Source organism: Pseudomonas sp. CFBP 13710, from assembly GCF_014842235.1.
GTDB classification, from domain to species: Bacteria; Pseudomonadota; Gammaproteobacteria; order Pseudomonadales; family Pseudomonadaceae; genus Aquipseudomonas; species Aquipseudomonas baltica.
In genome coordinates, this window is record NZ_JACYVJ010000002.1 from 750543 (window position 1) to 769330 (window position 18788).

The 18788-nt window shown below is 63.4% G+C and carries 16 protein-coding genes; 10 read left to right on the forward strand and 6 right to left on the reverse strand.

Annotated elements, in window-relative coordinates:
• Window positions 1-157: 157 nt before the first annotated feature.
• On the forward strand, window positions 158-1000 hold the full coding sequence (locus IFT44_RS08040) for a substrate-binding periplasmic protein (RefSeq protein ID WP_192175709.1): 843 nt from the start codon (window positions 158-160) through the stop codon (window positions 998-1000).
• 5 nt (window positions 1001-1005) lie between these two features.
• On the opposite strand, the gene IFT44_RS08045 is transcribed toward IFT44_RS08040, so the two are convergent.
• Together IFT44_RS08045 and IFT44_RS08050 are read right to left on the reverse strand one after the other, a co-directional pair.
• The gene (locus tag IFT44_RS08045) at window positions 1006-1200 is read right to left on the reverse strand and encodes a DUF6316 family protein (protein ID WP_122479086.1); all 195 of its coding nucleotides are present in this window, start codon (window positions 1198-1200) and stop codon (window positions 1006-1008) included.
• Between the two features lie 96 nt (window positions 1201-1296).
• A complete protein-coding gene (locus IFT44_RS08050) occupies window positions 1297-2673 on the reverse strand; it encodes a class II fumarate hydratase (protein ID WP_192175710.1) in 1377 nt (458 codons plus the stop codon).
• 222 nt (window positions 2674-2895) lie between these two features.
• On the opposite strand from IFT44_RS08050, the gene IFT44_RS08055 reads away from it, so the two are divergent.
• The 7 genes from IFT44_RS08055 to IFT44_RS08085 all read left to right on the forward strand — a co-directional run bounded on the left by IFT44_RS08055 (window position 2896) and on the right by IFT44_RS08085 (window position 10753).
• Window positions 2896-3435: a DUF2059 domain-containing protein gene (locus tag IFT44_RS08055; RefSeq protein ID WP_122479082.1), complete on the forward strand. Its 540-nt coding sequence runs from the start codon at window positions 2896-2898 to the stop codon at window positions 3433-3435.
• Window positions 3436-3449: 14 nt separating this feature from the next.
• Entirely contained in the window at window positions 3450-3746 is a 297-nt protein-coding gene (locus tag IFT44_RS08060; protein ID WP_192175711.1) for a BolA family protein, read from the forward strand.
• A 160-nt stretch (window positions 3747-3906) separates the two neighbouring features.
• Window positions 3907-4845 carry an oxygen-dependent tRNA uridine(34) hydroxylase TrhO gene (gene trhO / locus IFT44_RS08065; RefSeq protein WP_192175712.1) on the forward strand — a complete coding sequence of 313 codons (939 nt, stop codon included), beginning with the start codon at window positions 3907-3909 and terminating at the stop codon, window positions 4843-4845.
• Between the two features lie 4 nt (window positions 4846-4849).
• Window positions 4850-5485 carry a DsbA family protein gene (locus IFT44_RS08070; RefSeq protein ID WP_192136503.1) on the forward strand — a complete coding sequence of 212 codons (636 nt, stop codon included), beginning with the start codon at window positions 4850-4852 and terminating at the stop codon, window positions 5483-5485.
• Window positions 5478-7310, forward strand: coding sequence for an ABC transporter ATP-binding protein (locus IFT44_RS08075; protein ID WP_122479074.1), 1833 nt, complete (start codon window positions 5478-5480; stop codon window positions 7308-7310). The genes IFT44_RS08070 and IFT44_RS08075 overlap by 8 nt, the downstream gene beginning before the upstream one ends.
• A 151-nt stretch (window positions 7311-7461) precedes the next feature.
• Window positions 7462-9924 carry an EAL domain-containing protein gene (locus tag IFT44_RS08080; protein ID WP_192136504.1) on the forward strand — a complete coding sequence of 821 codons (2463 nt, stop codon included), beginning with the start codon at window positions 7462-7464 and terminating at the stop codon, window positions 9922-9924.
• 46 nt (window positions 9925-9970) lie between these two features.
• On the forward strand, window positions 9971-10753 hold the full coding sequence (locus IFT44_RS08085) for an iron-containing redox enzyme family protein (RefSeq protein WP_192175713.1): 783 nt from the start codon (window positions 9971-9973) through the stop codon (window positions 10751-10753).
• 116 nt (window positions 10754-10869) lie between these two features.
• Here the strand turns inward: IFT44_RS08085 and IFT44_RS08090 are convergent, their stop codons facing one another.
• The 4 genes from IFT44_RS08090 to IFT44_RS08105 are packed head-to-tail and all read right to left on the reverse strand — an operon-like array spanning window position 10870 to window position 14394.
• Window positions 10870-11610 (reverse strand): YciK family oxidoreductase, encoded by a 741-nt coding sequence (locus IFT44_RS08090; RefSeq protein ID WP_192175714.1) that lies wholly within the window; start codon window positions 11608-11610, stop codon window positions 10870-10872.
• Window positions 11611-11635: 25 nt separating this feature from the next.
• Window positions 11636-12307 (reverse strand): N-acetylmuramic acid 6-phosphate phosphatase MupP, encoded by a 672-nt coding sequence (gene mupP, locus IFT44_RS08095; RefSeq protein WP_122479067.1) that lies wholly within the window; start codon window positions 12305-12307, stop codon window positions 11636-11638.
• Between the two features lie 2 nt (window positions 12308-12309).
• Entirely contained in the window at window positions 12310-13008 is a 699-nt protein-coding gene (gene ubiG / locus IFT44_RS08100; protein WP_122479065.1) for a bifunctional 2-polyprenyl-6-hydroxyphenol methylase/3-demethylubiquinol 3-O-methyltransferase UbiG, read from the reverse strand.
• 57 nt (window positions 13009-13065) lie between these two features.
• Entirely contained in the window at window positions 13066-14394 is a 1329-nt protein-coding gene (locus IFT44_RS08105; protein WP_192175715.1) for a TRZ/ATZ family hydrolase, read from the reverse strand.
• A 105-nt stretch (window positions 14395-14499) separates the two neighbouring features.
• On the opposite strand from IFT44_RS08105, the gene mtnA reads away from it, so the two are divergent.
• Both mtnA and gyrA read left to right on the forward strand, forming a co-directional pair.
• A complete protein-coding gene (mtnA, locus tag IFT44_RS08110) occupies window positions 14500-15576 on the forward strand; it encodes an S-methyl-5-thioribose-1-phosphate isomerase (protein ID WP_122479062.1) in 1077 nt (358 codons plus the stop codon).
• Between the two features lie 313 nt (window positions 15577-15889).
• A complete protein-coding gene (gene gyrA, locus IFT44_RS08115) occupies window positions 15890-18694 on the forward strand; it encodes a DNA gyrase subunit A (RefSeq protein ID WP_185793811.1) in 2805 nt (934 codons plus the stop codon).
• The last annotated feature ends 94 nt before the right edge of the window (window positions 18695-18788 follow it).

Genomic DNA, 18788 nt, shown 5'->3' on the forward strand with positions numbered 1-18788 from the left:
CGATATCCCTGCAACCGCGCAATAGCGCAGTTCGATGCTGCCTGCCGCAGGCGGACGGGGGAGTGCCGGGCACCGGCACAGGGTTTAGCAGTTGTCAGCCCGACGTAAAACCCCTAGCGTACGTGCTTCGCGAAACGGCTGGTGGGGGTTTTCTGTCTTGAAGTACGGTTATGTTAAGGCGGCCCTGCCACGTCTGTTGCTGGCTGCACTGGTTCCATGGGTAGCGGCCCTGTGGGCATCGGGCACGCAAGCGGCCCAGGAAGTACGCATCGGCGCGGCGCATTTTCCGCCGTACGTCGTGCACCCCGAACAGGGTCGCAACGAAGGCCTGTTGCCCTCGCTCATCGAACAGCTCAACCAGGTGCAGACCACCTGGCACTTCGTTCTGGTGCCGACTTCGATCGCGCGCCGCTATCAGGATTTCGAACGCGGCCGGGTCGACATGGCGATCTTCGAGAACCCGCTGTGGGGGTGGCAGCGCATCAAGCACAGTGCGGTCGATCTCGGGCTGGAGGATGCCGAGGTGTTCGTGGCGCTGAAGCAGGGCAATGACCAGGACTTCTTCGCCGATCTGAATGGCAAGCGCATGGCGCTGTTCTACGGTTATCACTACGCGTTCGCGGATTTCGACGCCAACCCGCAGTATCTGCTGCGCAGGTTCAACGCCTTGCTGACGTATTCCCACGAAAGCAACCTGATGATGGTGGTGCGCAAGCGGGCCGATATTGCGATGGTCACCCGGTCATTTCTGAGCGATTTCGTCGCACGCAACCCGGATATCGGCTCGCAGTTGCTGGTTTCGCAACGGCTGGACCAGATCTACCGACACTACGCGCTTATTCGCCCCGGTGCGCCGATCAGTGCCGAGGAGTTCACCACCCTGATGCAGCAGATGCACGCCAGCGGCAGATTGCTGCCTATCTTTGCGCCAGCCAAAGTGGCCGTGCTGGCGCAACCTGCTCGCCGTGTGGTGGTGCGCAACCCTGCAGCCAAGCCCTGAAAGGCCTAGCGATAGGATTGACGCCCCGAGACGCGAGAGACATACGCCCGGCTTTCGCGTTCAGCTTCCTCGCGGGTCGCGAAGGGGCCTTCCAGAGTCTTTTCCCGAGTGCTGAAAAAATAGAAACCGTTGACCGTGCTGAATCGTTCGGCACGAAAGTGCGTGGTTTCAACAAGGTCCTGCGCACGCTTGCCAAACATGATGTGCGTCCTGTGTAGAAATGGATCTTGGAGGTGGATCGGGCGAGTTCGCCGCCGGCATCATCGTTGGCAAACGATGATGCCGGCGGCGAGAGCTTAAAGCATTTCCTCGGGCCGCACCCACTGGTCGAACTCGGCTTCGCTCAAGTAGCCCAGGGCCAGTGCCGATTCGCGCAGTGTCAAGCCTTCAGCGTAGGCCTTCTTGGCGATCTCGGCGGCCTTGTCGTAGCCGATGTGCGGGTTGAGCGCGGTGACCAGCATCAAGCCACGCTCGAGGTGCTCGCCCATCTGCTGCGCATCCGGCACCAGACCGGCGACGCAGTGTTCCTGGAAATTGCGACAGCCATCGGCCAGCAGCTTGATGGACTGCAGCAGGTTGTGAATGATCACCGGCTTGTACACGTTGAGTTGCAGGTGACCCTGGCTTGCGGCGATGCCGATGACCACGTCGTTGCCCATGACCTGGCAAGCCAGCATGGACAGCGCCTCGCACTGGGTCGGATTGACCTTGCCGGGCATGATCGAGCTACCCGGCTCATTGGCCGGCAGTTTGATCTCGGCCAGCCCTGCCCGAGGCCCCGAACCCAACAGGCGGAAATCGTTGGCCAGTTTCATCAAGGCCACGGCGAGGGTCTTGAGTGCTCCCGAGAGGCTGGTCAACGGCTCATGGCCGGCCAATGCCGCGAACTTGTTCGGCGCGGTGACGAACGGCAGCCCGGACAGCGCCGCCAGCTCGGCGGCGATGGCTTCACCGAACCCCTTGGGTGCATTGAGCCCGGTACCCACCGCAGTGCCGCCCTGGGCCAGTTCACACACGGCGGGCAGGGCGTTGCGGATGGCCTTCTGGGCGTATTCGAGCTGCGCCACGTAGGCCGAGACTTCCTGGCCGAAGGTAATCGGTGTGGCGTCCATCATGTGCGTGCGGCCGGTCTTGACCAGCTGCATGTGGCGTCCGGCCAGCTCGGCCAGGCCCTCGCCGAGCACCGCGATTGCCGGCAACAAGTCAGCCTGCACGGCTTGCACTGCGGCGATGTGCATGGCGGTGGGGAAGCAGTCGTTGGAGCTCTGTGAACGATTGACATGATCGTTGGGATGCACTGGCGACTTGCCGCCGCGGCCCTTGCCGGCCAGTTCGTTGGCGCGCCCGGCGATCACCTCGTTGACGTTCATGTTGCTCTGGGTGCCGCTGCCAGTCTGCCAGACCACCAGGGGAAACTGATCGTCATGCTCGCCTGCAAGCACTTCGTTGGCGGCTTGCTCGATCAGTCGGGCGATGTCGGCCGGCAGGTCACCGTTGCGATCGTTGACCCGCGCCGCGGCCTTCTTGACCAGCGCCAGGGCATGCGAAACCGGCAGCGGCATGCGCTCCTCGCCAATGGCGAAGTTCACCAGCGAACGTTGGGTCTGGGCGCCCCAGTAGGCCTCTTCAGGAACTTCGACCTGTCCCAGGCTGTCTGTTTCGATACGACTCATGCGGTTCATGCTCCTTGTTGTCGATCTCGCGTCACACCCTGAAGATGCACGGGCGGGTCTCGCTGCAGTTCATCGGCAGCCTTGCTGTTAGGGTACGTACCTGGCGTCAGGTTCCATGAAACTGCACCTGCAGTTCGCAGTCTGGGGTTGAGAGAGGCACGAGCTTGAGCGCAAAATGATCGTTTCTGGGGTTTTACCTCGCCTGCTAGATAAGGAAACTCGATGACTCGTTTTCGCGCCATCTGCACCGCGGCAGTTCTCGTCTGTGCCAGTGGCCAGGTACTCGCCGACACCGCCAGCCACAACGCCAGCGCCGAAGCCTTCCTGATGATGGCTCATGCGGACAAACTGGGTACGCCGGTGTACATGCAAGTGCAGCAAATGTTCGCTCAGCGCTTCGAGCAGACCAAAGCCCCGGCCAGCAAGCAGGCAACCCTGGAAACCTACCAGGCCAAGGCCAATGCCGCGTTGGACCAGGCCATCGGCTGGCCCAAGCTCAAGCCAGACATGGTCAAGCTCTACACCACCAACTTCTCCGAGCAGGAGCTCAAGGACCTGGTCAAGTTCTACCAGTCGCCGCTGGGCAAGAAAGTCCTGGAAAAAATGCCCGCCGTGACCCAACAGTCCGCCCAGCTCACCCAGCAGAAGCTGGAAAGCGCAGTGCCAGTGGTCAACAACCTGTTGGCTGACATGACCAAGGAACTGGATCCACAGGGCGCTGCCAAGGCTGCGGCCGGTCCGGCCAAGCCAGCGAAGCCGTAACGGAGTCGTTGCTGATGTCTATGAAGGAACGCATCGTATCCACCCTGCAGATGCTGCAACCCGCGCATCTGCAGGTGCTGGACGAAAGCCACATGCACAGCCGGGGCACCGAGACCCACTACAAGGCGGTGCTGGTCAGTGAGCGCTTCGCCGGGCTCAACAGTGTCAAGCGTCACCAGTTGGTGTACGGCACGCTCGGCGAACTGATGGGCGAGTTCCACGCGCTGGCGCTGCACACCTATACGCCCCAGGAATGGGCGCAGGCAGGGGCCGCACCGGCGTCGCCCACCTGCGCTGGCGGTGGGCACTAGGCAACGGAATTTGCTAGAATCTGCAACCCGCCAGCGGCATGCCGTTGGCGGGTTTTTTCATTTCTGTTCACAGACCTGTCGCCTGGCTCGTCCGGTGAACTGTCCCCCAAGAAAATCCGGTCCGGCCCTTGCGCGGTCGACCACCTGGAGCGTTTTACCCATGACCCAAGCGATCGTCGTGGCGGCACTGTACAAGTTCGTCACCCTGGAAGATTACGTCGAAATGCGTGAGCCGCTGCTGCAGGCCATGCTCGACAACGACATCAAAGGCACCCTGCTGATTGCTGCGGAAGGCATCAACGGCACCGTGTCCGGCACCCGCGAAGGCATTGATGGCCTGCTGGCCTGGCTCAAGCTAGACCCACGCATGGACGACATCGACCACAAGGAATCGTACTGCGACGAGCAGCCGTTCTATCGCACCAAGGTCAAGCTGAAGAAGGAAATCGTCACCCTCGGCGTCGCCGGTGTCGACCCCAACCGCACGGTTGGCACCTATGTCGAGCCGCAGGACTGGAATGCGTTGCTCGACGACCCGCAAGTCCTGCTGATCGATACTCGCAACGACTACGAAGTTGCCATCGGCACCTTCCACGGCGCCGTGGATCCCAAGACCGCGTCTTTCCGCGAATTTCCCGATTACATCAAGGCTCATTTCGACCCGGCGGTGCACAAGAAGGTCGCCATGTTCTGCACCGGCGGTATCCGCTGCGAAAAGGCGTCTAGCTACATGCTTGGCGAAGGCTTCGAAGAGGTCTATCACCTCAAGGGCGGCATTCTCAAGTACCTGGAGCAAGTGCCCCAGCAAGAGAGCAAGTGGGAAGGTGATTGCTTCGTCTTCGACAACCGCGTCACGGTGCGCCACGACCTCAGCGAGGGCGATTACGATCAGTGCCATGCCTGCCGCACACCGATCAGTGTCGAAGATCGTGCCAGCGAGCACTACGTGCCCGGCGTCAGTTGCCCGCACTGCTGGAACAGCCTGAGCGAAAAGACCCGCAAGAGCGCCATTGATCGTCAGAAGCAGATCGAACTGGCTCGCGCGCGCAATCTGCCGCACCCTATCGGCCACAACTATCGCAAAGCTGCCCAGGATTGAGCCCATGTCGCGCAACCGCCTGATCTACGTGATGGACCCGATGTGCTCCTGGTGCTGGGGTTTCGCGCCCGTGGCCCAGGCCCTGATCGATCAGGCCGAGGCGGCAGGGGTCAAGACCCATATCGTAATGGGCGGGCTGCGCAGCGGCGGCGCGGCGCTGGAGCCGACCACCCGCAACTACATCATCGAGCACTGGCATGCGGTGCACGAGGCCAGCGGCCAGGCCTTCGAGTTCGAGGGCGCACTGCCGGCAGGCTTCGTCTACGACACCGAGCCGGCTTGCCGAGCGATCGTGGCGGTGCGCGAACTGGCCCCCGATCTGGCCTGGCCGTTGGTCAAGCTGATCCAGCAGGCGTTCTACACCCTGCGCCTGGATGTGACCCAGCCGGTGCAGTTGGCTGCCCTGGCCGAACAGGCCGGTGTGCCGCGCATCGAGTTCGTCGAGGCGTTCGACAGCGATCGCAGGGTACAAACTACCCAGGCCGATTTCGCCTGGGCGCAGGGGCTGGGCATCGCCGGCTTTCCGACCTTGCTCGCCGAGCGCGATGGCCAGCTGGCTTTGCTGACCAATGGTTACCGACCGTTGGCCGATCTTGCGCCGTTGTTGGCGCGCTGGCTGGAACGTGCTGCCGATGCATGAGCGACCGGGCCCCGTCGGGGTGGCAGGGTCGCAAACCACGCCCGTGGCAGACCGCCTGAGTTGGGGCGAAATACGCCGATTGGCATTGCAGCACAAGCGTACGCTGTGGACCGCCAATGGCGTCGCCGTACTCGCTACCTTGTGCAGCGTGCCGATACCCCTGCTGTTGCCGCTGCTGGTCGATGAGGTCTTGCTCGGGCATGCCGGCAGTGCCACGCGCTGGATGAGTCAGGTGTTGCCCGCCGCCTGGCAGATCCCCGTCGGCTTCATAGGGCTGATGCTGGTGATCAGTTTCACCCTGCGTTGTGGGTCATTGCTTTTCAACGTCGTGCAGGCGCGGCTGTTCGCCGGCCTGGCCAAGGACGTGGTCTATCGCCTGCGCCTGCGTCTCATCGAACGGCTCAAGCGCATCTCCCTCAGCGAATACGAAAGCCTGGGCAGTGGGACGGTCACTACCCATCTGGTCACCGACCTGGAAACCCTCGACAAATTCGTCGGCGAAACCCTGAGCCGCTTCCTGGTGGCGATGCTGACCCTGGCCGGCACCGCGGGCATCCTGATGTGGATGCACTGGAAGCTGGCGCTGCTCATCCTGCTGTTCAACCCCCTCGTGGTGTACGCCACGGTGGTGCTGGGCAAGCGCGTCAAACACTTGAAGAAGCTCGAGAACGACAGCACCGCGCGCTTCACCCAGGCGCTCGGCGAAACCCTGGACGCCATCCAGGAAGTCCGCGCCAGCAACCGTCAGGGTTATTTTCTGGGCCGCCTCGGCCTGCGCGCTCGCGAAGTGCGCGACTTTGCGGTCGCCTCGATGTGGAAGAGCGACGCGTCGGGCCGCGCCAGCGCGCTGCTGTTCCAGTTCGGCATCGATATCTTCCGCGCTGCAGCCATGCTCACGGTGCTGTTCTCCGACCTCAGCATTGGCCAGATGCTGGCAGTGTTCAGCTATCTCTGGTTCATGATCACCCCGGTCGAACAGCTGTTGAATCTGCAATACGCCTACTATGCTGCAGGTGGTGCGCTGAAGCGGATTAATGAATTGCTCGCTCGCGCCGATGAACCCAGGTATCCGGGCGGCAGCGATCCGTTCCGCGATCGCGAGACGGTGGGTATCGAGATCCGTGGCCTGACCTTCGCCTATGCCGAGGACAAGGTGCTGGACCGCCTGGACCTGAGCATCGCGCCCGGTGAAAAGGTCGCCATCGTCGGCGCCAGCGGGGGTGGCAAGAGCACGCTGGTGCAATTGCTGCTCGGGCTCTATACGCCACAGGCCGGGGAGGTGCGCTTTGGTGGCACGCTGCAGCAGGCGATGGGCCTGGAGACCCTGCGCGATAATGTCGCGGTGGTATTGCAACATCCATCGCTGTTCAACGATACGATTCGTGCCAACCTGACCATGGGGCGCACTGCCAGCGACCATGCCTGCTGGAATGCACTGCAGATCGCCCAGTTGGACAGCACCGTGCGGGACATGCCCCACGGCCTGGACAGCATTGTCGGCCGGTCCGGCGTACGCCTTTCCGGGGGTCAGCGGCAGCGTCTGGCGATTGCTCGAATGGTGCTGGCCGAGCCCAAGGTGGTCATTCTCGACGAAGCCACCTCTGCGCTCGATGCCGCCACCGAGTACAACCTGCACCAGGCCCTCGCGCGTTTCCTGCGAGGGCGCACTACCTTGATCATTGCCCACCGGCTCTCTGCGGTGAAGCAGGCCGACCGCGTGCTGGTGTTCGACGGCGGCCGGATCGCCGAAGATGGCGATCACCAGCAGCTTATCGCCGAGGGCGGGCTGTATGCGCGTCTGTACGGTTATCTGCAACAGGTCTGAGTCCGCGGCTGGCGGCGCGCCCAGCCATGAAAAAAAAGATTCGGCACCGACGAAAACTGTGCCGGTCCTTTCCGAAACTAGCCTAGAGTGTGCCAGTGGTGATTGAAGTTCTGACTTGGACGTTGCCTGGATCGCTGAAGCAAGGAACCTCATGAAGCACACACAGACTCTCGATACACCGAGATTGCTGGGGATTGTCTGGCCATTCATCGCCGTCGTGGGGTTGATGGCAATGCTGGGTTGCATCAGCCTCTACGCACTGTCCGCGGTGCGCAGCTATGTCGCGGGCGAAAGCTTCTGGTCCAAGGGTCAGAAAGACGCGATCTACTACCTGAACCTGTATGCCGACAGCCGTGACGAGGAAGTCTTCCAGAAGTACCTGCGCGCCATCGCCATTCCCCAGGGCGGTCATCAGCTGCGCCTCGCCCTCGACCAGCCCGAGCCCGATCTGGCGGCTGCACGGGCGGGCATCCTGAAGGGCAACAACCACCCTGACGACATGCAGAACATCATCTGGCTGTACCGTCACTTCAGCGATGTGAGCTACATGTCCAGGGCCATCGCGCACTGGAAGATCGGCGATACCTACCTGGTCGAACTCGACGCCCTGGCGCAGCAGATGCACGCGGCGCAACAGGCCGGCACCGCCAGCGAAGCGGACATGGCGCGCTGGAAGCACCAGATCATGCTCATCAATGACGCGGTGACGCCCGCCGCCATGGCCTTCAGCGCGGCATTGGGCGAGGGCTCGCGCGCGGTGCAGTACCTGCTGGTGGTCAGCAACCTGCTGGTGGCGCTGCTGTTGATCGTGCTGGCGCTGTGGCGCACGCGCAAGCTGCTCAACCAGCGCCATGCCTTCGCCTATGCCCTGCAACTGGAAAAGGACCGCGCCCAGGTAACCCTGGCGTCCATCGGCGATGGGGTGATCACTACCGATGTCGAGGGCGCGATCCTCTACATGAACCCGGCCGCCGAGCGACTGACCCACTGGAGCGCCGATCAGGCCGTGGGGCTGCCGCTGGCGGCGTTGTTCAACCTGCTCGACGAAAACGCCGAGAAGGACAGCTTCACCCTCATCGACCACATCGTCAGTGGCGACCTGCGCGGCGGCAGCGAACACGCCAAGCTGATCCAGCGCCTGGACGGCAGTACGGTCTCGGTGACGCTCGTCGGCGCGCCGATCCAGACCGACCAGCACATCAGCGGTACCGTGCTGGTGCTGCACGACATGACCCAGGAGCGGCAATACATCGCCAACCTGTCGTGGCAGGCCACGCACGATGCATTGACCGGGCTGGCCAACCGCCGCGAGTTCGAGTTCCGTCTCGAGCAGGCGCTGGCCGCGCTGCAGCGTTATCCTGGCTGCCACTCGCTGATGTTCCTCGACCTGGACCAGTTCAAACTGGTCAACGACACCTGCGGTCACGCGGCGGGCGACGAACTGCTTCGCCACATCTGCGCACTGCTGCAGTCCGGGCTGCGCGAGGGTGACACCCTGGCGCGCCTGGGCGGTGACGAGTTCGGCATCCTCATCGAGAACTGCTCGGCCGCCGAATCGGAGAAACTGGCCGAAACACTGCGCCACACCGTGCAGAACCTGCACTTCGTGTGGAAGGGGCGCCCGTTCGTCACCACCGTCAGCGTTGGCATGGTGCACCTGACCCAGGCGCCGATCACCCTCGAAGCCTCGATGCGCGCCGCCGACATGGCCTGCTACCTGGCCAAGGAGCGCGGTCGCAACCGCGTTCAGGTCTACCACGCCGCCGACAGCGAACTGACCGTGCGGGTCGACGAGATGGCATGGGTCCAGCGCCTGCACATGGCCCTGGAGGAAAACCGGTTCTGCCTGTATGCACAGGAGATCGCCGCCCTGGGGATACAGGACGGACCGCCGGGTGGGCACATCGAGATCCTCCTGCGCCTGAGCGATGAAACCGGCCGCATCATCATGCCCGAAGTGTTCATCCCGGCTGCCGAACGGTACGGCCTGATGACCGCCCTGGACCGTTGGGTGGTGCAGAACGTATTCAAGGTGGTGCGCCAGACTCTCGACCAGCCCGACCAGGGGCCGTTGGCAGTGTGTGCGATCAACCTTTCCGGCATCAGCATCGGTGATGACGAGTTCCTCGAGTTCCTGCGTGAACAATTTCGCCTGCACGCCATTCCGGCCGAGCTGATATGTTTCGAGATTACCGAGACCAGCGCCATCGCAAATCTTGGCAGCGCAATCCGTTTTATCAATGAATTGAAGGGCTTGGGTTGTCACTTTGCACTCGACGACTTCTGCGCCGGTATGTCTTCGTTTGCCTATTTGAAACATTTACCTGTCGATTATTTGAAAATCGACGGCAGCTTCGTTAAAGATATGTTGGACGACCCGATCAATCGGGCGATGGTGGAAGTGATCAACCATATTGGCCACGTCATGGGCAAGCGCACCATTGCCGAGTTTGTCGAGACGCCTCTGATAGAACAGGCCTTGCTGGAAATTGGTGTGGACTACGCACAAGGATATTTGATCGAGCGACCGCAGGTTTTCACCTGTGACAGTCTGCGCCGTCACCTGGGCAGACTGCGGCCGTTGCGCTTTGGCGTTCCCGACACTTTCCGATAAGGGCAATTTGCCGCTGTTCTTCACTTAATTAAATGGAGGTTTGCCAGTGAACGATCCTTTTATTCGCCTGGGTCCGCTGATGGACGCAAAAAGTTATCCCGAGTGGGCACAGAAACTGATCGAAGACTGTGCGCCGAACAAGCGTCGGGTCGTCGAGCATGAGGTTTACGCGCGCATGCGCGACAACCAGCTGAGCTCGCGCACCATGCGTCATTACCTGATCGGCGGCTGGCCCGTGGTGGAGCAGTTTTCACTGTACATGGCGCAGAACCTGACCAAGACGCGTTTTGCCCGGCATCCGGGCGAGGACATGGCGCGGCGCTGGTTGATGCGCAACATTCGAGTCGAACTCAATCACGCCGATTATTGGGTGCATTGGAGCCAGGCGCATGGCGTCAGTCTCCAGGATCTCATCACCCAGGACGTGCCGGCCGAGCTGCACGCGCTCAGCCATTGGTGCTGGCAGAGCTGTGCCACCGACTCGCTGGCGGTTGCCATGGCAGCCACCAACTATGCCATCGAGGGTGCAACCGGCGAGTGGTCGGCGGTGGTCTGCGCCGACGACACCTATGCCCAGGCGTTTCCCGAGCAGAACCGCAAGCGCGCCATGCGCTGGCTGAGCCTGCATGCCCAGTACGACGACGAGCATCCGTGGGAAGCCCTGGAGATCATCTGCACCCTGGTTGGCAACCATGCCACCGAACTGCAGCAGGCCGAGCTGCGCAACGCCATCTGCAAGAGCTACGACTTCATGTTCCTGTTCCTGGAACGCTGCATGGCGCTGGAGCTGCAGCGCACCACCACCCTGGACAAAAGGGTCGTGGCTTGAAACAGGGTAGGGGCATGACGCAGGACTAGCAGGATCGCCTCAGGCGGCACCACGGTTGCGCGACAGGCTGGCTGGCCGGTCGTTACAGCGGCGGGTGCCCGCCCTGAGGACACATTTCACTGGGCGTCCAACGCCCGGCCATTGACCCCGATACTGTCGGGTCCCATCAGGTACAGATACACCGGCATGATCTGTTCGGGCAACGGGTTGCGGCCAGGCTCCTCGGCCGGATAGGCCTGCGCGCGCATGGCCGTGCGCGTGGCACCGGGGTTGATGCTGTTGGAACGTACCGCGCTGACACCTTCCAGCTCGTCGGCGAGGGTCTGCATCAGGCCTTCGGTGGCGAACTTCGACACGCCGTAGGCGCCCCAGTGGGCGCGCCCCTTGCGACCGACACTGCTGGAGGTGAACGCCACCGAGCCATCTGCCGCCTGCTTGAGCAGAGGCAGCAGTGCGCGAGTGAGCATGAACGTGGCGTTCACGTTGACCTGCATCACTTGGACGAACTCGTCGTCGGGCAGCACGTCGAGTGGTGTGCGCGGGCCAATGATCGAGGCGTTGTGCAGCAGGCCGTCGAGGCGGCCGAAGGTGGTCTCGATCATCTGTGCCAATTGCGCGTACTGTTCGCTTCGCGCGCTCTGCAGGTCGAAGGTGATGACCACCGGCTGGGCATGCCCGGCGGCTTCGATTTCGTCGTACACGGTGGTCAGGTTGGATTCGGTCTTGCCCAGCAGCAGCACGGTGGCGCCATGGGCGGCGAAGGTTTTCGCGGCGGCAGCGCCAATGCCGCGGCCGGCACCGGTCACCAGGATGATGCGCCCGGCCAGCAGGTCGGGGCGGGCTGAGTAATCGAACATGGAAACTCCTGGAAAGTAGTACGGTTCAGCAGCCGCAAAGGGCCTGGTCGAGCACGCGGCGCAGATCCGACGGGTGATCGACCACCACGTCGGCGCCCCAGTGATCCGGGTTGTCGTCGGGATGGATGTAGCCGTAGCGCACTGCGGCGGTCCTGGTCCCGGCATCGCGGCCCGACTCGATGTCGCGCAGATCATCACCGACGAACAGCACGCTGGCCGGGTCCAGGTCGAGTCTGCTGCAGGCCAGCAGCACGGGTTCGGGGTCCGGCTTGCTGCGCGTTACATGGTCGGGGCAGATCAGCACCGCCGAACGCTGTGCCAACCCCAGTTGCTGCATGATGGGCTCGGCGAAGCGCAACGGCTTGTTGGTCACCACGCCCCAGATCAGCTTGGCCTGCTCGATATCCGCGAGCAGTTGCGCCATGCCTTCGTAGAGATGGCTGTGGACCGCGCAGCCGTGTTGGTAGCGCTCGAGGAACTCCAGGCGCAAGGCTTCGAACTCAGCTGACTCGGGTGCCAGGTCGAACGACGCCTGGATCATGGCCTTGGCGCCACCGGAGATCACGTCGCGCACACGCTGCTGGTCGATTGGCGCCAGGCCGCGTTCGGCGCGCATGGCCTGGCAGATGGCGACGAAGTCCGGCGCGGTATCGAGCAGCGTGCCGTCCATATCGAAAAGTACCGCTCGAAGGCGCATGCTCATTCCTCGCGAAGGGTCTGGATCATGTAGTTGACGTCGACGTCCGAAGCCAGCTTGTAGTGCTTGGTGAGCGGGTTGTAGGTCAGGCCGGTGATGTCCTTGACGGTCAGTCCGGCCTCGCGGCTCCACGCGCCGAGCTCGGAAGGGCGGATGAATTTCTTGAAGTCGTGGGTGCCGCGCGGCAGCAGCTTCATGATGTACTCGGCGCCGATGATCGCGAACAGGTACGCCTTGGGGTTGCGGTTGATGGTCGAGAAGAACACCTGGCCGCCAGGCTTGACCATGCGGAAGCAGGCGCGGATCACCGACGAAGGGTCTGGCACGTGTTCGAGCATTTCCAGACAGGTGACCACATCGAAGCGCTGCGGGCATTCGGCCGACAGGGCTTCGGCGGTGATCTGGCGGTATTCCACTTCCACCCCGGATTCCAGCTGGTGCAGGCGGGCAACCGCCAGCGGCGCCTCGCCCATGTCGATCCCGGTGACCTTGGCGCCGCGCAGGGCCATGGCCTCGCTCAGGATACCGCCGCCGCAACCTACATCCAGGACCTGCTTGCCCGCCAGGTTGACGCGCTCGTCGATCCAGTTGACGCGCAACGGATTGATGTCGTGCAGCGGCTTGAACTCGCTGTTGCGATCCCACCAACGGTGCGCCAGGGCTTCGAACTTGGCGATTTCAGCGTGGTCGACGTTGCTCATTGGGTGTCCTCTAAACGATGTGATTCTTGAATTCTGTAGGGCCGGGCGGCGCAGTCGTCATCGCTCGGCGGCGATACGCTCGCCCCAGGCGCATGCCTTGTCACGCAGCAGGTGCTCGTCCAGGCGGGTCAGGCGACCTTCGTCGAGCAGTTGCCTGCCGGCGACCCAGACATGCCGGACACAATCGCGGCTACTGGCGTAGATCAGTTGCGACACCGGGTCGTAGACCGGCTGCTGAGCCAGTCTGGACAGGTCGAACGACGCCAGGTCCGCAGCCTTGCCAACCTCCAGCGAGCCGATGTGCGTCTCCATGCCCAGGGCTCGGGCGCCATTGAGGGTGGCCATGCGCAGTGCGCGATGGGCATCCAATGCGGTCGCCGAACCGGTCACGGCCTTGGCCAGCAGCGCTGCGATGCGCGTGTCGCCGAGCAGGTCGAGGCTATTGTTGCTCGCCGCCCCATCGGTGCCCACGGCCACATTGACGCCGGCCTGCCAGAGCTTTTCCACCGGACAGAAGCCACTGGCCAGCTTGAGGTTGGACAGCGGGCAGTGCACGACGTTGCTGTTGCTTTCCACCAGCAGCGCGAGGTCGGCGTCGTCTACCTGAGTCATGTGCACCGCCTGGAAGCGCGGCCCCAGCAGGCCGAGGCGAGCCAGCCTGGCCAGCGGACGCTCGCCGCTCTGTTGCAGGGCATCGTGCACTTCGCCTGCGGTTTCGTGAACGTGCATGTGGATGGCGGCGTCCAGCTCGTCCGCCAGCACCCGGATCTTCTCCAGGTTCTCGTCGCTTACCGTGTAGGGCGCATGGGGGCCGAAGGCAATGCTGACGCGTGGATGGTGCTTGAGGTCGTTGAACAGCTCGACACCCTTGTGCAGCGCCTCGTCGGCATCACGCGCGCCGGGAATGGGGAAGTTCAGCACCGGCACGGTGATCTGTGCGCGCATGCCACTGGCGTGCACGCGCTCGGCGGCCACTTCGGGAAAGAAATACATGTCGGAAAAGCAGGTGATGCCGCCTTGCAGTTGCTCGGCAATGGCCAGGTCGGTGCCGTCGCGGACGAACGCCTCGCTGACCCAGCGTGCCTCGGCGGGCCAGATGTGTCGTTCGAGCCAGGTCATCAGCGGCAGGTCGTCGGCCAGGCCGCGGAACAGCGTCATGGCCGCGTGCCCGTGGGCATTGACCAGCCCCGGAGCGAGCAGCTGGCCCGGCAGTTCGCGGGTTTCTCGCGCCTGCAGCCGGGCGGCTGCGCTGCGCGGGCCGATGAATGCAATCTGGCCGTCGCGGATACCCAGGGCATGGTCTTCGAGCACGACACCGGCGGGCTCGACCGGTACCAGCCAGGTGGGCAGTAGTAGCAGGTCCAGGGCGGTATCGACATCGGGCATGGCAAGTTCCGGGGCTTCGGCAGGTGATGGCGAAGTATACCCGAGCGTCTTGGACGGGGGCTCGCTATAATCGAGCGCTTTTGGTGTCTGAGTACGGAGTGGGGCATGCGTGATCGATTGTTGGCGGCGGAACGGGTCAAAGCCGTTGATTGGCGAGGTGACGCGTTGCACCTGCTCGACCAGCGCGCGCTGCCTGCGCAGCAGGTCTGGCGCCCCTGTATCGATGCACCCGGCGTGGCCGACGCGGTCCGCATCGGGGTCGTGGCCGGTGCCTCGGCCGTTGCCATCAGCGTTGCCTATGCGGTAGTGCTGGCGGCACGCCTGCACCGTGCGGCCGGGCCTGACTGGCGCACCGCGCTGGACGAGGACCTGCGCCTGCTGGCGGCGATCCGCCCGGCCACCGCCGACCTGTTCTGGGCGCTGGAGCGCATGCGCGAGCGCCTTGGCCGGGTGCGTGCCGGCGAGGACCCGCTGCCCGCGCTCGAGGCCGAAGCCCTGGCCATTCACGAAAGCGACCGCGAAGCCAACCTGACCATGGCTCAGTTGGGCGTGGAATTGATCCGTCGGCACCAGGGCAATCTGCAGACCGTGCTGACCCACGCCAATCCCGGTGCCCTGGCCAGCGGCGGGTTCGGCACGGCGCTGGGGGTGGTGCGCGCCGCGTTCCACGACGGCATGCTCGAACGTGTCTATGTCGACGAAACCCGGCCGGGCCTGCAAGGCTCGCGGCTGACCGCCTGGGAGCTGTCCAGCGAGGGTGTCCCGGTGACCGTGGCCGCCGACTCGGCAGCTGCGCACCTGATGAAAAGCAAGGGCATCACATGGGTAATCGTCGGTGCCGAGCGGATCGCCGCCAACGGCGATATCGCGGCCCGGATCGGCACCTACCAGCTGGCGGTCTGCGCGATGCACCACGGTGTGCGTTTCATGGTGGTAGCCACCAGTGCGGCGATCGACATGGCGCTGGAGAGCGGCGATGACATTCCCCTGCTCGAACGCGATGGCCGAGAACTTCTGGAAGTGTCCGGGACACGCATCGGCGCGGATGTCGAAGCGTTCAATCCGGTCCACGACGTGACGCCGGCCGACCTGATCGACGTGATCGTCACTGAAAAGGGCATCGTCGAGCGGCCTGATACGGCCAAGCTGGCGCAGCTGATGTGTCGCCGGCGCCTGCATTGAGTCCGTCGCACCGACAAATCGGCCTTTTTTCGATGCGGGCCTGGCCTAGCAGCGCCGCAGCGCCGTGTGAGAGGCTTGATCTCACTCGATCAAGGGTCCTGTCAGGGTTTAAGGGGATAGGTGTCTGACGGCGATTGTGCTACCATCCGGCGGTTTTCGGGGGTGCATCGCGGTGTCCCCCCAACGCCGCAGGTCCAAGGCGTAACTCGTTGATTTGTCGTAAGTCGCCGTTGGCATCGGCCAGCGGTGGCAAGCTTCGTTCTTCTCACAGGGAGGCAACGGAGTTTCACCAGAAAAAGGAATCAGGCTTCTCATGGGCGAACTGGCCAAAGAAATCCTCCCGGTCAATATCGAAGACGAGCTGAGACAGTCCTACCTCGACTACGCCATGAGCGTGATCGTCGGTCGTGCACTGCCTGATGCACGTGATGGCTTGAAGCCCGTGCATCGCCGCGTTCTGTTTGCGATGAGTGAGCTGGGCAACGATTGGAACAAACCCTACAAGAAATCGGCCCGTGTGGTCGGTGACGTGATCGGTAAGTATCACCCGCACGGTGATACCGCGGTCTACGACACCATCGTGCGCATGGCCCAGCCGTTCTCGCTGCGCTACCTGCTGGTCGATGGCCAGGGCAACTTCGGTTCCGTGGACGGCGACAACGCCGCCGCCATGCGCTACACCGAAGTGCGCATGACCAAGCTGGCCCACGAGCTGCTGGCCGACCTGCACAAGGAAACCGTCGACTGGGTGCCCAACTACGACGGCACCGAGTTGATCCCTGCGGTCATGCCGACGCGCATCCCCAACCTGCTGGTCAACGGTTCCAGCGGTATCGCCGTGGGCATGGCGACCAATATCCCGCCGCACAACCTGGGCGAGGTGCTCGACGGCTGCCTGGCGGTCATCGACAACCCGGACGTCACCATCGATGAACTGATGCAGTTCATTCCCGGGCCGGACTTCCCGACTGCCGCCATCATCAACGGTCGCCAGGGCATCATCGAGGCGTACCGCACCGGTCGTGGCCGGATCTACATGCGCGCCCGCTCCCATGTCGAGGACATCGACAAGGTCGGCGGTCGCCAGCAGATCGTCGTCACCGAGCTGCCGTACCAGTTGAACAAGGCCCGCCTGATCGAAAAGATCGCCGAGCTGGTGAAAGAGAAGAAACTCGAAGGCATCTCCGAGTTGCGCGACGAGTCCGACAAGGACGGCATGCGCATCGTCATCGAGCTGCGCCGCGGTGAAGTGCCGGAGGTGATCCTCAACAACCTCTACGCCCAGACCCAGCTGCAGGCCGTGTTCGGGATCAACATCGTTGCCCTGATCGACAACCGTCCGCGCATTCTCAACCTCAAGGACCTGCTCGAAGCCTTCGTTCGCCACCGCCGTGAAGTCGTCACCCGGCGCACCGTGTTCGAACTGCGCAAGGCGCGCGAGCGCGGCCACATTCTCGAAGGCCAGGCGGTTGCGCTGTCCAACATCGATCCGGTCATCGCCCTGATCAAGGCCTCGCCAACGCCGTCCGAGGCCAAGGAAGCGCTGATCAGCACGCCGTGGGAGTCCAGCGCCGTGGTGGCCATGGTCGAGCGTGCCGGTGCCGAGTCCTCGCGTCCGGAAAACCTCGATCCACAGTACGGCCTGCGCGACGGCAAGTATTTCCTCTCGCCGGAACAGGCCCAGGCCATCCTCGAGCTGCGCCTGCATCGCCTGACCGGTCTGGAGCACGAAAAGCTCCTGGCCGAGTACCAGGAGATCCTCAACCAGATCGCCGAGCTGATCCGCATCCTCAACAGCGCCGAGCGCCTGATGGAAGTGATCCGCGAGGAACTGGAACTGATCCGCTCCGAATATGGCGATGTGCGGCGGACCGAGATCCTCGATTCGCGCCTCGACCTGACGCTGGGCGACATGATCCCGGAAGAAGAGCGCGTGGTGACCATTTCCCACAGTGGTTACGCCAAGACCCAGCCGCTGTCGTCCTACCAGGCCCAGCGCCGGGGCGGCAAGGGCAAGTCGGCCACCGGCGTCAAGGACGAGGACTACATCTCGCACCTGCTGGTCGCCAACAGCCATGCCACGCTGCTGCTGTTTTCCAGCAAGGGCAAGGTCTACTGGCTCAAGACCTATGAAATTCCCGAGGCGTCCCGTGCTGCGCGCGGCCGTCCGCTGGTCAACCTGCTGCCGCTGGATGATGGCGAGTACATCACCACCATGCTGCAGATCGACCTCGAGGCCCTGCAGGCCACCGCCGGCGCCGACGAAGACCTCGACGACGCCGACGATACCGTCATCGAAGGCGAAATCGTCGAGGCCGAAGAAGTCGTCGAAGCCGTTGAAGGCGACGAGGGCGACACCCCCGAACTGGTGGCCGAGCCTACCGGTGCCTATATCTTCATGGCGACCGCCTTCGGTACGGTCAAGAAGACTCCATTGGCGCAGTTCGCCCGTCCGCGCTCCAGCGGCTTGATCGCCTTGAAACTCAAGGAAGGCGACACTCTGATCGCTGCAGCCATCACCGACGGCGCCAAGGAAGTCATGCTGTTCTCCGACGCCGGCAAGGTGATCCGCTTCGCCGAAGGCGTGGTGCGGCAGATGGGCCGTGGTGCCCGCGGTATCCGCGGCATGCGCCTGGGCAAGGGCCAGCAGCTGATTTCCATGCTGATCCCCGAATCCGGCGCGCAGATTCTCACCGCCTCCGAACGCGGCTTCGGCAAGCGCACGCCGTTGAGCAAGTTCCCCCGTCGCGGCCGTGGCGGCCAGGGCGTGATCGCCATGGTCACCAAGGAGCGCAACGGCAAGCTGGTCGGCGCGATCCAATCCCAGGAAGGTGAAGAGATCATGCTCATCTCCGACCAGGGCACGCTGGTGCGCACCCGTGTTGGCGAAGTCTCGAGCCTGGGCCGCAACACCCAGGGCGTGACCCTGATCAAGCTGGTCACCGACGAGAAGCTGGTGGGCCTGGAGCGAGTCCAGGAGCCATCGGAAGTCGAGGATGACGAGCTGGAAGAGGGTGTCGAAGGCGTTGAAAGCGCCGAAGGCGGCGATGCGGTCGATTCCGAAGTGGCTCAGGGTGATGTCGAGCCCGATGCCGCCGACGAAGCGCCCGAGGAGTAAGCTGTAGGGCAGGGGATTGGGCGGTGCGCCCTTCGCGGGCAGAGCCGCTCCCACAAGTTCTCCGTTGCATCGGGAGCCTCGTGGGAGCGGTCAG